The sequence below is a fragment of the Streptomyces sp. SM18 genome (assembly GCF_002910775.2).
GTDB lineage: Bacteria > Actinomycetota > Actinomycetes > Streptomycetales > Streptomycetaceae > Streptomyces > Streptomyces halstedii.
Window position 1 is genome coordinate 5,882,161 of record NZ_CP029342.1, and the last position, 14,033, is coordinate 5,896,193.

The 14,033-nt window shown below is 69.3% G+C and carries 13 protein-coding genes and 1 pseudogene; 6 read left to right on the forward strand and 8 right to left on the reverse strand.

Annotated elements, in window-relative coordinates:
- Positions 1-74: 74 nt before the first annotated feature.
- A complete protein-coding gene (locus tag B9S64_RS26305; RefSeq protein WP_018555848.1) occupies positions 75-245 on the reverse strand; it encodes a thiazolylpeptide-type bacteriocin in 171 nt (56 codons plus the stop codon).
- Between the two features lie 174 nt (positions 246-419).
- Here B9S64_RS26305 and B9S64_RS26310 point away from each other — a divergent pair, with 174 nt between their 5' ends.
- Together B9S64_RS26310 and B9S64_RS35190 are read left to right on the forward strand one after the other, a co-directional pair.
- Complete coding sequence (locus B9S64_RS26310) at positions 420-1,682, forward strand: amidohydrolase (protein WP_103489856.1); 1,263 nt, start codon at positions 420-422, stop codon at positions 1,680-1,682.
- Positions 1,683-1,766: 84 nt separating this feature from the next.
- Positions 1,767-2,400 (forward strand): annotated as a pseudogene (locus B9S64_RS35190) (IS5 family transposase); the annotation flags it as partial.
- 1 nt (position 2,401) lies between these two features.
- On the opposite strand, the gene B9S64_RS26320 reads toward B9S64_RS35190, so the two are convergent.
- Positions 2,402-3,361: a LysR family transcriptional regulator gene (locus B9S64_RS26320; RefSeq protein WP_103489858.1), complete on the reverse strand. Its 960-nt coding sequence runs from the start codon at positions 3,359-3,361 to the stop codon at positions 2,402-2,404.
- A gap of 153 nt (positions 3,362-3,514) precedes the next feature.
- On the opposite strand from B9S64_RS26320, the gene B9S64_RS26325 reads away from it, so the two are divergent.
- Both B9S64_RS26325 and B9S64_RS26330 read left to right on the forward strand, forming a co-directional pair.
- Entirely contained in the window at positions 3,515-5,899 is a 2,385-nt protein-coding gene (locus tag B9S64_RS26325) for a M4 family metallopeptidase (protein ID WP_103489860.1), read from the forward strand.
- A 128-nt stretch (positions 5,900-6,027) separates the two neighbouring features.
- A complete protein-coding gene (locus B9S64_RS26330; protein ID WP_103489861.1) occupies positions 6,028-6,954 on the forward strand; it encodes an intradiol ring-cleavage dioxygenase in 927 nt (308 codons plus the stop codon).
- 643 nt (positions 6,955-7,597) lie between these two features.
- Here the strand turns inward: B9S64_RS26330 and B9S64_RS26335 are convergent.
- From B9S64_RS26335 to B9S64_RS26360, 6 genes are all read right to left on the reverse strand, one after another.
- Positions 7,598-8,053, reverse strand: a complete 456-nt coding sequence (locus tag B9S64_RS26335; protein ID WP_103489862.1) for a nuclear transport factor 2 family protein — start codon at positions 8,051-8,053, stop codon at positions 7,598-7,600.
- 36 nt (positions 8,054-8,089) lie between these two features.
- Positions 8,090-8,269: a hypothetical protein gene (locus tag B9S64_RS34220; RefSeq protein ID WP_146060090.1), complete on the reverse strand. Its 180-nt coding sequence runs from the start codon at positions 8,267-8,269 to the stop codon at positions 8,090-8,092.
- Positions 8,270-8,407: 138 nt separating this feature from the next.
- Positions 8,408-9,403 (reverse strand): phosphotransferase, encoded by a 996-nt coding sequence (locus B9S64_RS26340; RefSeq protein ID WP_181012195.1) that lies wholly within the window; start codon positions 9,401-9,403, stop codon positions 8,408-8,410.
- A gap of 389 nt (positions 9,404-9,792) precedes the next feature.
- On the reverse strand, positions 9,793-10,536 hold the full coding sequence (locus B9S64_RS26350) for a DinB family protein (RefSeq protein ID WP_103489868.1): 744 nt from the start codon (positions 10,534-10,536) through the stop codon (positions 9,793-9,795).
- 203 nt (positions 10,537-10,739) lie between these two features.
- Positions 10,740-10,925, reverse strand: a complete 186-nt coding sequence (locus B9S64_RS26355; RefSeq protein WP_103489869.1) for a DUF397 domain-containing protein — start codon at positions 10,923-10,925, stop codon at positions 10,740-10,742.
- Positions 10,922-11,788 carry a helix-turn-helix transcriptional regulator gene (locus tag B9S64_RS26360; RefSeq protein ID WP_219818761.1) on the reverse strand — a complete coding sequence of 289 codons (867 nt, stop codon included), beginning with the start codon at positions 11,786-11,788 and terminating at the stop codon, positions 10,922-10,924. The genes B9S64_RS26355 and B9S64_RS26360 overlap by 4 nt, the downstream gene beginning before the upstream one ends.
- 144 nt (positions 11,789-11,932) lie before the next feature.
- Between B9S64_RS26360 and B9S64_RS26365 the strand changes: the two genes are divergently transcribed.
- Positions 11,933-12,394: an ATP-binding protein gene (locus tag B9S64_RS26365; protein ID WP_103489873.1), complete on the forward strand. Its 462-nt coding sequence runs from the start codon at positions 11,933-11,935 to the stop codon at positions 12,392-12,394.
- A 100-nt stretch (positions 12,395-12,494) separates the two neighbouring features.
- A complete protein-coding gene (gene argG / locus B9S64_RS26370; RefSeq protein ID WP_028440940.1) occupies positions 12,495-13,940 on the forward strand; it encodes an argininosuccinate synthase in 1,446 nt (481 codons plus the stop codon).
- Positions 13,941-14,033: the final 93 nt, after the last annotated feature.

Genomic DNA, 14,033 nt, shown 5'->3' on the forward strand with positions numbered 1-14,033 from the left:
GGGCGACAGAAGCGCCCGGTACCCGTCCTGGGGACGGATACCGGGCGCCGGGCCCTGCGGCTGCCTCTGCTCGATCAGGCGGAGCAGGAGGTGGTGCTGGTGGTGGAGCTGCACGTCGAGGTCGAGCTGGTGCTCGTGGAACCGGCGAGCACGACCTCGCTGGCGTCCGAGTAGTCGGAGATCTCGAAGGTCTCGGCCTCCAGCTCAAGGATCTCGTCGGCGAGGGTGCTCAGGTTCTTCTCCATGGTGTCTCCTCCTGATGGGGCCGCCGGTTTCGGGGCCGTCTGCCGGGGTGTGCACGCCTGGTGTGGGGTACGCACCTATTCCACCGCCCGCCGCTCACCGTTCGGCATGCCTCGCGCTCACACATCGCTGGCACGCGACGCCAGCGCCCTTCGCACCGAGCACAGGAGTCCGACATGTCCCAGTCCCACCCCGCCCGGTCCCACCCCGCCCTGGCCCGCCTGGGAGAGGCGGTCCGTCCCGCGCTCACCCTCTACCTGGACGTCCACCGCACCCCGGAACTCTCCGGCGAGGAGACCCGCACCGCGGCCCTGTTCGCGGAGCGGTTGACCGCCACCGGCTTCGACGTCGTACGCGGCATCGGCGGCCACGGAGTCGCGGGCGTCCTGCGCAACGGCGACGGCCCCCGCGTCTACCTGCGCGCCGAACTGGACGCCCTGCCCGTCGCCGAGCGCACCGGCCTCCCGTACGCCAGCGCCAACGGGGCCATGCACGCCTGCGGCCACGACCTCCATCTCGCCGCGGCGGCCGGGGCGGCGGAGCTGCTGGCCCGCACCACCGCCCACTGGAGCGGCACCCTGGTGGTGGTCGGCCAGCCTGCCGAGGAGACCCTGACGGGAGCCCGCGCGATGCTGGCGGACGGCCTCTACGAGCGCTGCGGCAGACCGGACGTGGTGCTCGCCCAGCACGCGGCCCCGCTGCCCGCCGGGATGGTCGCCCACGGCGGCCCGCACGCCCCGGTCGCCGCCGCGAGCGCCGCGCTGACCGTGGTCCTGCACGGCCGGGGCGGCCACGCGGCCACCCCGCACCTCACGGTGGACCCGGTCGTCACGGCGGCGGCCGTGATCACCCGCCTCCAGGCCGTCGTTTCCCGCGAGACGGCCCCGGCCGACCAACTCAGCCTCACCGTCGGCACGTTGCGGGCGGGCACAGCGGTGAACATCGTCCCCGACACCGCCGAACTCGGCATCGGCGTCCGGGCCCTCACCGACGCCTCCCTGGACCGCGCGCTGGCGGCCGTGGACCGCGTGGTCCGGGCCGAGTGCGCGGCCTCCGCCTGTCCCCGCGACCCGGAGCTGACGACCCTCTCCCGCTCCCCGGCCCTGTGGTGCGACCCGGCCACGACCGACGCGATCCGCGCCGCCCACACCACCCTGTACGGCCCCGAACGCGTCGGCACCTGGCCCGCGTCGATGGCCGCCGAGGACTTCCCCCTCTACGGCGACGCGGGCCTCGCGGTCCACGGCGAGCCCAAAATCCCCCTGGTCTACTGGATGTTCGGCACGGCGAGCCCGAAACAGTGGTCCGAGTCCGGCCCCGGCCTCCCCCCGAACCACTCCCCGCACTTCGCCCCCGACATCCGCACGGCCCTGCCCCCGGCGATCACGTCCCTGACGGCGGCGGCCCTGGACCGGCTGGGCGGGGGAGCGGGGGCGTAGCCGCTCTTGCGGTGTCCTCAGCACCGCTCCAGAAGTGCGTGCTTGAGGAGTCATCTCATGTGGCAACTCGACGGAGTGTTGGCCATGAAGGAGATCGTTGAGCGGCTGGTGCCGGACGAGTTGGGGGAGTTCTTCCAGAGGGTGGTGCCGGAGCCCCCGTCTCGGGCTCAGGGCGGTGGTCGGCGTCGGCGCGGCGACCGGGAGGTGCTGGTTGCGATTGTGTGCGTGGCTACGGCGGGTTGCACCTGGCAGCAGCTGCCTTCGGCGTGGTTCGGCCCGTCCGGCGCGCTGCCCACCGGCGGTTCTCGGAGTGGTCGAAAGCCAGGGTGTGAGCCAAGCCTCACCGCCTGGTCCTCGACGAGTTCGGTGCCCGCGGTGAGCCGGACTGGTCGCGGTGCGCGATCGACTCGGTGAACACGCGGGCCCTGGAAAGGGGGACCTGGCAGGTCCGAATCCTGTCGACCGGGGCAAGTACGGCGCGAAGATCCACCTGATCAAGGAATGATCGGGAATGCCCATATCCGTTTGCGTTTCCGGGGCCAACCTGCATGACAGCCTGGCCCTGATACCGCTCGTGAAGGGCATCCCGCCGATCCGCTCGCGCCGCGGCCGGCGACGGCGCAAGCCCGGCAAGCTCCACGCCGACAAATGCTACGACTATGCCCACCCGCGAAGATGGTCGCACGAGGGAGGCATCACCCACCGCATCGCCCGCAAGCTCAGTCGAGCGCCGGGTGCAGCTCCGGCCGGGATTCCCACCATGCCTGGAACAACGCGTTGTTGGGAATGCTGTCGAGATAGGCACGGGCCGACGCCCGGAACAGCAGGCCGGCACGCTGTTCGCAGACTGCGGCCCGGTTCCAGGCGAGTCGGATGCGGCCCGTGACCGGGTCGCCGGCCAGCGGTCGGAGCACCGTGCCCTCGACATATGGCGAGGTGGGCTGGCACAGGGAGACGGCCCGTCCGGCGGCGATCAGTTCCCACCGCATGCGGCGGTCGGCGATCCGGTAGCGCAGCTTGGGCGTGAATCCGGCCCGGCGGCAGGCATCGGTCATGGCCTCAGGTCCTCCGTCACCGTCATCGGTCAACGTCGTCCAGGTCTCGCCCGCCAGGTCGGCAAGTTCGATTTCCTTCTGCCCGGCCAGCGGGTGGGAGGCCGACAAACGCACGCATGCGGGTTCCTTCGGTATGAGGGTGCGCACCGCCACACCGTCGGGGAGCGGTACCTCGTGGTCCGCGACCTCCCCGAACAGGATCGCGTCGTACTGTCCGGCCTCGAGCATGCGGACGAGCACCGTCGCCGAGTGCTCGATGGTGATGTCGATCTCGTGGCCGGGCAGTTCCGCCTCCAAGCGCCCGAACAACTGGTCCACCAGCACGAGCAGGATGCACCCGAGCCGCAGTGCCGGGTGCGGAGCGGCGGCTCGCGTCCCGGCGGTCAGGGCGTCCATCTCGCCGAGCACCCGGTGGGCCACCGACAGCACGAACTCGCCCAGCGGCGTCGGTGCGACCCCGGACCTGCTGCGAACGAACAGTTCACCGCCCGCGACCCGTTCGATACGGCGCAGCTGCGCGGAAAGGGCGGGCTGGGACACCCCGAGCCGTGTCGCGGCACGCCCCAGACTGCCTGCGTCCGCCACCTGGAGGACAGCTTGCAGATGCCTCAACTCAAGCTGCATTTTTCCAGAATATGCAGGCACAGCTGCTGAGTTGAAGGGTTCCGGCGAGGCAATCCATAACACCGGTCTTATGGGCGATGAGATGTCCCATCCATGGCATGCACACACCCATACTCAGCCCATCCCCACCCCCCCTGAGTAACCGGAGCAGAAGTGCAACCCACCAGACTCACGGCAGTACTCGCCGCCCTCGCACTGACGGCGGGCCTCGCCGGCACCCTCACGACCACCGCCACCGCAGCTGACCGGAGCGCCGACAGCACCCCTCAAGGTCCGCGCCACGGCGCCCTGGAAGCCGAGCTCAGCCCGGCCCAGAGCAAGGCGCTCCTCCGCAAGGCCGAGAACAAGACAGCTGACACCGCCCGCGCCCTCGGACTCGGCGCCAAGGAGAAACTGGTCGTCAAGGACGTCGTGAAGGACAACGACGGCACCCTGCACACGCGCTACGAGCGCACCTACGCCGGCCTGCCCGTTCTCGGCGGCGACCTGGTCGTGCACACCGCACCCGCCTCGAAGGCGTCCGGCACGGTAGCCACGACCTTCAACACCAAGCACCACATACGCGTCGCCTCCACCACCGCCACCCTGACCAAGGCGCAGGCCGAGACCAAGGCGCTCAGGACGGCCCGCACACTGGACGCCCGACAGCCCGCCGCCGAAAGCGCCCGCAAGGTCGTCTGGGCCGGCAGCGGTACCCCCAGACTGGCCTGGGAAACCGTGATCGGCGGCCTTCAGGACGACGGCACCCCGAGCCGCCTGCACGTCATCGCCGACGCGGACAACGGCAGGGAGATCACCCGCTACCAGGACATCAAGACCGGCACGGGCAACACCCAGTACAGCGGCACCGTGACTCTGGACACCACACGGTCCGGCTCGACGTACCAGATGTACGACACCACGCGCGGCGGCCACAAGACCTACAGTCTCAACAACGGCACATCGGGCACCGGGACACTGATGACCGATGCCGACGACGTCTGGGGCACCGGCTCCGGCTCCCACACGCAGACCGCTGGTGCGGACGCCGCCTACGGCGCGCAGGAGACCTGGGACTTCTTCAAGAACACGTTCGGCCGCAGCGGCATCCGCAACGACGGCGTCGCCGCCTACTCCCGCGTCCACTACGGCAACGCTTATGTCAACGCCTACTGGGACGACAGCTGCTTCTGCATGACCTACGGTGACGGCTCCGGCAACAACCACGCACTGACCGCGCTGGACATAGCCGGTCATGAGATGAGCCACGGCGTCACCTCCAACACCGCGGGCCTCACCTACAGCGGGGAGTCCGGCGGCCTCAACGAGGCCACCTCTGACATCTTCGGCGCGGGTGTGGAGTTCTACGCCGACAACAGCGCGGACGTCGGCGACTACCTCGTGGGGGAGAAGGTCGACATCAACAGCAACGGCTCGCCGCTGCGCTACATGGACAAGCCGAGCAAGGACGGAAACTCGGCCGACAGCTGGTACTCCGGCGTCGGCAACCTCGACGTGCACTACTCCTCGGGCCCCGCGAACCACATGTTCTACCTGCTCTCCGAGGGCAGCGGCAGCAAGACAATCAACGGCGTCACCTACAACAGCCCGACCTCCGACGGCGTCGCCGTCGCCGGCATCGGCCGCGACGCAGCCCTGAAGATCTGGTACAAGGCGCTGACGACGTACATGACGTCCAGCACCAACTACGCCGGCGCCCGCACCGCCGCCCTCAACGCCGCCACCGCGCTGTACGGTACCAACTCCGCCCAGTACGCAGCCGTCGGCAACGCCTTCGCCGGCATCAACGTGGGCGGCCACATCAACCCGCCGGCCAACGGCGTCACGGTGACCAACCCCGGCAGCCAGTCCTCCACCGTCGACACCGCCGTGAGCCTCCAGGTCCAGGCGAGCAGCACCAACAGCGGCTCCCTCAACTACAGCGCCTCCGGCCTGCCCGCCGGCCTGTCGATCAACGCCTCGACCGGCGCGATCTCCGGCACGCCCACCACGGCCGGGTCCTACACCACCACCGTCACGGTGACCGACTCCACCGGTGCCACCGGCACCGCGACGTTCACCTGGACGATCAACACCGGCGGGAGTGGCAACTGCACCTCGGTCCAGCTGCTGACCAATCCGGGCTTCGAGTCGGGCAACACCGGCTGGACGAACAGCGACGTCATCAACAACGACGTCCGTGAGCCGGCCCACGGCGGTTCCTACACGGCCTGGCTCAACGGCTGGGGCTCCGCGCACACCGACACCCTGTCCCAGACGGTGACGATCCCCGCGGGCTGCAAGGCGACTCTGTCCTTCTACCTTCACATCGACACCACGGAGTTCTACGCCGGCGTATACGACAAGCTGACGGTCACCGCAGGATCGAAGACCCTCGCGACGTACTCGAACGCCGACGCTGCCTACGGCTATGCCAAGAAGTCCTTCGATCTCTCCTCGCTGGCGGGCCAGACGGTGACCCTGAAGTTCACCGGCGTCGAGGACGCGTACCTCGCGACGAACTTCGTCGTGGACGACACCTCCCTGACGACCGGCTGAGCGTTCGGCCGGCACGGTGACGTGCCGGCCGATGACGCGCACGGAAGTCCTGGCCAAGACAGAGAGGCAATGCCGTGATCACGCCTGGAAGCTCTTCCGAAGAACCTGACAACGCTCTCGTCTCCCGAATGGTGTCCCGCCGCCGCATGCTCCTGCTGGGCGGAGCGGCCGGTGCCGTAGCCCTCAGCGGCGCGGGCGCCGTCGCGAACGCCGTCGGACGGAACACCGCCGACGCCGGCCCCCTCGACTCGGTGAAGGCAGCCGCCTCCGCGTCCAGCACCTGCATGTCGCTGATCACGGAGCAGATCGAGGGCCCCTACTACATCGACTACGAGCTCTTCCGGAATGACGTGGTCGAGGACCGTACCGGTATCCCGCTCCTCCTCGTGCTGCGCGTACTCGACAGCACGACCTGTAGGCCCGTCCGCGACTCCGCCATAGAAATCTGGCACTGCGACGCCTCAGGCGTCTACTCCGGCTACACCCAGAACGGCAACGGAGGCGGCGGGGGAACACCTCCCGGCCCGCCGCCCACCGGAATGCCGACGGCGCCTCCGGACGGCCCAGGCGGCCCAGGCGGCCCAGGCGGCCATGCCACGCCGACCGACGACCTCACCTGGCTGCGCGGCATGCAGATGACCGACCACCAGGGGTTCGTCACCTTCCGGACCGTCTTCCCCGGCTGGTACGCCGGTCGCGCCGTCCACGTCCACACCAAGGTCCACACCGGCGGCGCGCGTACACCCGACGGCTACACCGGCGGACGCACCTGTCACACCGGGCAGTTCTACTTCCCCGAAGAGGCGGTCAAGGCCACCGCGAACACCGAGCCCTACTCAGCGAACACCATCACGCGCATGCCCCTCGACGACGACTCCATCTACCCGGGAACCGGCACCCAGGGTGGCCTGCTCAAGATCGTCTACGACAAGCGGCACATCGAGCGCGGCGTCGTCGGCCACATCACAATGGCAGTCGATCCCGACGCCACCCATGACGGCCAGGGAGCACCCGGCGGCCCCGCCCCCACCGCCTCCTCGTCGTTCCCCTCCTGACGCGGGGACACCAGCACGCGCGACAGACCAAGGCTGCCCGGAAACCGTTCGGTGTCCGGGCAGCCGGCCTCACCACGCTCCGGCCGGGGCTGAGGCGGGATCGAGAACCCGCTTCGAGCTCGCGGACGCTCTGGTCGGTGCGGCGCGGCTGCCACATGAGGTAGTCCCGGGTGGCACGATGAGCACGTGCCGTCGGCAAGGCATCGACCCGGCCAAGAAGATCACCAGACGCAACGGAACATCGCCACGCCTGCGCCGACGTGTTGCCGCCACTGCTGCCGCGCTTGCCGTGGCATCCAGCGGGCCGGCCGCTCCCACCGTTGCCCGCCGCGTCGGCCGCTCCGGCCGGGGCCCGGAGCTGCGTCGGCCGGGGTGTCACGGGCAGTGGCGGGCACGCGAAGTCGACGGCCTGGTGCGCGGTTCCCGGCCAACGGGTGGCGGACGGCGGCGGGGACATGGTCCACGCGTAGCGCGTTCCTCCCGGTAGGCGCCCGGCCGCTCGACACAGCCACATGAACGGTCCCGAGGCACGGAGGTCACAGCCCCAGATGCACTGGGTGGGCCCCGCGAGCCAATCCGCCGAGGGCTGTCGGCCTCCACCGACACCGGCTCGCGCTCCGACGAGACGCCTGACCCAGGAGTCTCAGCCGGCCCCACCGGGTTCGTTCGAGTCGAAGGCCTGGGCGACGGCGAGGCTGTCCTCGTAGACATGGTGCCGGGTGACGAGGCCGTCCTCGACGGTGAGGTGCAAGGCGAACCGGGCGCGATAGGCGCGTCCGGTGGAGCGGGCGGTCTGGCGGATCTCGCCGAGTACGACCGCGTGGTCACCGTCGACGAGGATGCGCTCGATCTCGGTCGCCGCCTGTCCGGGCACATGGTGTGCGGCGAGTTCGCGGTAGTGGGCGGTGGCGTCGGCGCGGGTGGAACGATAACGGATCCACGGCGTAGCGGCCCGGCCGTGCTCGGCCTCCGGCCAGTCCAGCTTCCAGTCGCCCCGCTCGGCGTACATCTCGGCGATGTGCTCGGGGTCGCCCCGTCCGATCCGGCGCAACAGCTCTTCCACCACAGTGCGGGTGGTCGCGGGTGTGGCTGTGGACACGACTCATCACTCCGATCCGGCATCCGTATCCGCGTCCTACTGACGCGGCGGCGGGATCACCATCTTCGTCGGCACCGGCAGACCGACGCCATTACCTGCCAGGTAACGGCTCAGCGCCTCAAGACCCCCGCTCACGACATGTTCCGGCGCGAACACGGCCTCGGCCTCGGGATCCTGAACACCCTTTCGTAGGTGACCATTCGGAACGACTGCCATACACGCGGCCGGCTCCTGTCCGATGTGCTTCGGCCATGTGAGTCGGCGGCCCTGAGTCCCGTGGGTTCAGGTGAAACACGAGGATGCTGAGCGGTCAGGGAGCGCAGGCCGGCAAGCTGTGTCCGGCGGCCCCGGCATTTAGATCGGTGGCTCAGTGAGGAGTTGCAGCAGCCAGTTGGCGCTTTCTACAGCGCCCGTGGTGGTTGCTCCGGGGAAGAGCCGGCCCCAGGAGCACGCGCGGCCAAGAGCGCCAAGTCGCCACGCCAGAGTCACCGCGCGTCGCAGTTCCGCGCTCGTCCGACCGCCTCCCGTCCAGGGTTCCAGATAGGCATCTCGTAGCCGTGGCAGCACTTCGGACCCGTATCGTGTACTGGCTGCCCGGGCCGGGACCAGGAAGCTGCAGAAAGGGTGGGAGACCGCGGCGTCGCCCCAGTCGAAGAATGTGAATCGGCCTGGTTCTGGGTTGAACAGCTGGCCGTCGTGCAGGTCGGAATGGTCAAGGGAGTCAGCAATGCCCACCGCGGCAAGTTCAGTGCACCAGTTCACGAGGCGCGGCCGGAGTTCATACAGCCTTTTGAGGTCGTCCGGCTGAAGTGTGGTGTTCTCCGCGATGACTTGGTCGAAGACGTCGGGAAGCGCGGTGGTGCGTGCGCTGGGGACACCGAGCAGCTCGATCTCGTGAGCGTACGGAACAAGCGCCTGCTGCATGGTTGCGTACTGGCCCAGCGGCTCTTCCCAGACTCGTGGATCGGCGGGGCTGCGGTTGAGTACGTCCCTGAAGAGCTCGCCGCCGTGGGGAAGTAGCGACCAGCCGTGATCCGCGTCGACGGCGAGGGGTTCCCATACGTGCTCCGGCACCCAGTGAGCCAAAGCGGAGGTCAGCGTCGCCTCAAAGGCGCTGCCGGGCGGATTGGCCTTGAACCAAACGGCGTTGTGGTCTTCGACCGCCAGGCGCACCAGGACAGACCACGGTCGTAGCCGCACTCTCCGTTGCCCTGTCTCGCGCAGACCGCGAGCAGCGAGCTCGCGCTCAACCCATCCGAGGGCAGCGTCTCGCCAGGCTTCTTGCTCCCAGGGCGTGACCGCATCTTGGTATTGGCCCTGGTCCACGACCACCGACGCGTCATGTCGCATCGCGCCATCCCAGCATCGTGCTCGCCGGTTTTTCCATCGATTTTCTTCTTGGGCCCATCGGCAGCGTCTCCCAGAAGTGCGCGCGCTGAGTCCGGGTAGCGAATGGCGGTCTCCGCACCGATGCCGATGCCGATGCCGAAGACGAGTTGGAGCGCGTCGGCGCCGTGGCTGAGGGGGCCTCTTCGAGCTGGCGTGGCCCGGGTGGTCCAGAGCTTGCAGGCCGGGCTGAGTTCGACGGCGGTCTTCTGGGTGATCAGCAGGTGGGAGTCGGCCGTGTTCGGCCAGTGGAGCCAACGCCCCTGAGCACATGGGCTATCCACGGATGCCGGAATTGCCGACTGAGTCCTCAGGCCGGCGCACTGCGGGCGGAGGGAGGGCGCGGAGCGCCGTCACCGGTCCCTGGAGCCGTGGTTCCACCCACCCGTGGTGAACCGGGTCCGCCACAGGTCACGGAGCAACGCGATCTCGGCCATGTGGTGGATGAATTCGAGGTTGGCCCCCGCCAGCACGGCGATGTACGGATCGTCGCGGTCGGAGCCGTACGGGTACTGCGAGAAGCCGACCGTGTCGAGCTGTTCCTCGGTGACGGCGCCGACGTTCTCGCGCCAACGGTTGATCAACGCCCAGAACCGCTCAAGCGACAGCCCGGCGGACGGTGTGAAGTCGACCAGCAGATGGGGATCCTGCCGCCGCTCACCGAAGGTCCACTCCCACTGGCCCGCGAAGAAGGAGTGCAGGTGCGCCAGGCGCCAGGCGATGGTGGTGATCGGCGTTTCGTCGGGGCCCGGCGTCCCGGTGTGGGCGAGGACTTCCTCGACCCGTTCGACGCTCACGCTCCAGTCGTCGGCGATCTTGCCGATCGTCATGCCGCCGGCTGCCTGCCGGGCGACCTCGGCGTATTCGCTCGACGGGATGTCAGGAGCGCCCTTGTCGATGACCCAGGCGCCGGGCCCATACGCCTGGGGCGTCACCGCCTCGTCCCGGGGCCGGAGCGACCAGCACCCGGCCACCGGCTCCCACAGGTGCTCCTCGTCACCGAGCCCCGCCAGCCGTACCTGGGCCATCTCCCGTGCCTGGTCGAACTGGCCGAGCAGCAGGCCCAATCGATCGGTCCGTGTGCCCTCGGTGCTCATGTCCGACCTCTCTCGTCCCGTAGCCGTACCTCGTTCGGCACAGACGGAAGCTAGTGGCTCACCGAGGCAGGCGCGACCGAATTACCTTTCGCAGTGAGGTACTTCGCACTCATCGGTCGTGGTGGCGGAGACGGGGCCGGAGCGAGGTGTCTGTAACCCCGGCCCCACGCGCGCCGACGTGGGTCTGGTACTCCGGCGTGAGTTCAGCCCAGCGCCGCGTACGAGACGAAGTGGGCCCAGGAGGCGGGGGAGAGGGCGAGTTCGGGGCTCTGCTCGTCCTTGGAGTCCCGGACGTGGACCGTTCCGGGACCGGTGGCCACCTCCACACAGCTGTCGCCGGAGCCACTGCTGTAGCTGCTCTTGAACCAGACCAAGTTGGTGGTGCTCATGCTGCTCCTCGCATCTGCCGCAACAGGCTCAAGGATTCCTCTAGGGAAAGTGCCTGTGACCGCATCCTGGCATACCGCATCTGGAGCGTGCTGACCACTTTGGCGTCAGAGACGAACTGGCCACTTTCCTGCCCCTCGCAGTATCCCAGCCACTTGTTGTCCGGCGTCTCCAACAACTGCACTGGCCCGTGCAGTCCAGCATGGTCATGCTTCACCACCCGCATGAGCTGGATCTCGATGTTCCTCAACTCCGCGAGCGCGAGCACTTGGTCCAAGAGTTCCCGGGTCGTACCCACCCCGCCCGTCTGCCGCAGAAAGAGATGCTCCTCAAGGATGAAGCTGTACGTCGTACCCGACTTCCCCCGCAGTAGCTGCTGTCGACCCAGTCGGGCCGCCAACTGCTCTTCAACCTGCTGCTCGCTCAGCAACGGCAACTGGTTGACGAACAGGTTCCGCGCATACGCCTCCGTCTGCAACAACCCCGGAACCAACCGGCACTCGTACGTGTAGAGGTTGATCGCCTCCGCCTCCAGCCTCGCCCACTGCCGGAACCAGCTCGCGAGACCCGGCCGCCGGGACAGATGCCGTGCCGCAGCCCGCAGCGACCCGAAGGCGTCCAGGACCTCTTCGGCACGGTCCACGAAGTCGGCGGGCGGGAACCGGCGGCCCTGCTCGATGGAAGCGACGGTCGGCACCGAGTACCGCACCCGGGGGGCGAACTGTTCCTGGGTCAGCCGGGCCCGTTTTCGGAAGGCCTGCACCACGGCACCGAAGGTCTTCAGGCTGTCCGAACCTTCCGGTTCCGTGCCCCCGGCGGCCTGCGCACCGCAGTCGACTACCGCCCCGTCCGACGCCTGGTCCACGCCGCCCACCTCCGTGCTCGTGCCGCAATCCGCCCATGGTGGTGTGACGGGGCCCTTACTGTCCACAGTCGGTACCCGTACGCTCACTCAGCGTACGGGTGTCTGCGCTGGAGCCGGTTCGGATCGCGGGCCAGATTGGCCGACATGAATACCCCCGTCACGCCCGCCACGGCGCACCCCGCCACCCCGCACACCTTCACCCAGCGTTTCAGCTCCACCCCGCGCGGGGCCAGGCTCGCCCGCCGTCTCGCCGCCCTCCAGCTGGACCGCTGGGGCGTCGCGTACGGCAGTGACCTCGCCGACGCCGCCACGCTGGTCGTCGCCGAGCTGGCCGCCAATGCCGTGACGCACGGCCGCGTCCCGGGCAGGGACTTCGAGCTGCGCCTGACCCGGGTGCCGGGTGCCGTCCTCCGGATCGAGGTCTCCGACGCGCGCGGCGAGAGCCGCCCGTCCCTTCCGGAGGGCCTTGCCGAGCCCACGGCCGACGACCTCTCCGGGCGCGGCCTGCTCCTGGTCAGGGCGCTGGCGGACCGGTGGTGCGTACGCGACCGGGTGCCGGTCGGCAAGACGGTGTGCGCGGAGCTGGACCTGCGCCGACGGCCGTGAGGGGTCGCGTGGGAGTGAGGTTCTGTCCATCCGGGGCTCCCGGAGGCATTCGAATCGAAGCGGTTTTGCATGGTCATGCGTAATCATGCATACTCTTCCTATGTCTAAGGTCCTCACCTCCCTTCCGGCCGGCGAGCGCGTCGGCATCGCCTTCTCGGGCGGCCTCGACACCTCGGTCGCGGTCGCGTGGATGCGCGACAAGGGTGCCGTCCCGTGCACCTACACCGCCGACATCGGCCAGTACGACGAGCCCGACATCGCCTCGGTGCCCGGCCGCGCTCAGGCGTACGGGGCCGAGATCGCGCGGCTGGTCGACTGCCGTGCCGCGCTGGTCGAGGAGGGCCTGGCCGCGCTCACCTGCGGGGCGTTCCACATCCGCTCCGGCGGGCGTGCCTACTTCAACACCACCCCGCTGGGCCGCGCCGTCACCGGCACGCTCCTGGTCCGGGCGATGCTGGAGGACGACGTGCAGATCTGGGGCGACGGCTCCACCTTCAAGGGCAACGACATCGAGCGGTTCTACCGCTACGGCCTGCTCGCCAACCCGAACCTGCGGATCTACAAGCCCTGGCTCGACGCGGACTTCGTGACCGAGCTGGGCGGCCGCAAGGAGATGTCGGAGTGGCTGCTCGCCCATGAGCTGCCCTACCGCGACAGCACGGAGAAGGCGTACTCCACCGACGCCAACATCTGGGGCGCCACCCACGAGGCCAAGACGCTGGAGCACCTGAACACCGGTGTGGAGACCGTCGAGCCGATCATGGGCGTGCGGTTCTGGGACCCGTCGGTCGAGATCGAGACCGAGGACGTGACCATCGGCTTCGAGCAGGGCCGGCCGGTGACGATCAACGGCAAGGAGTTCGGCTCCGCGGTCGATCTCGTCATGGAGGCCAACGCCATCGGCGGCCGCCACGGCATGGGCATGTCGGACCAGATCGAGAACCGGATCATCGAGGCCAAGAGCCGGGGCATCTACGAGGCGCCCGGCATGGCCCTGCTGCACGCCGCGTACGAGCGCCTGGTCAACGCGATCCACAACGAGGACACCCTCGCCCAGTACCACAACGAGGGCCGGCGCCTCGGCCGTCTCATGTACGAGGGCCGCTGGCTGGACCCGCAGGCGCTGATGGTGCGCGAGTCGCTCCAGCGCTGGGTCGGCGCGGCGGTCACCGGCGAGGTGACACTGCGGCTGCGGCGCGGCGAGGACTACTCGATCCTCGACACCTCGGGCCCCGCGTTCAGCTACCACCCGGACAAGCTGTCCATGGAGCGCACCGAGGACTCGGCGTTCGGCCCGGTGGACCGGATCGGCCAGCTCACCATGCGCAACCTCGACATCGCGGACTCGCGCGCCAAGCTGGAGCAGTACGCCGGGATCGGCCTCATCGGCACCGCCAACCCCGCCATCGGCGCCGCGCAGGCCGCCGCGACCGGCCTCATCGGCGCCATGCCGGAGGGCGGCGCCGAGGCCATCGCGTCCCGTGGCGAGGTCTCCGACGACGAGGCCATGCTGGACCGCGCCGCGATGGAGTCCGGCACGGACTGACCCGGCTCCCCGGCTCCGCGCGGGCCGAATCCCGCCCGGTACCGCGAAGAGGCCGGTCCGACGCCCACGGGCGCCGGACCGGCCTCTTCCGCT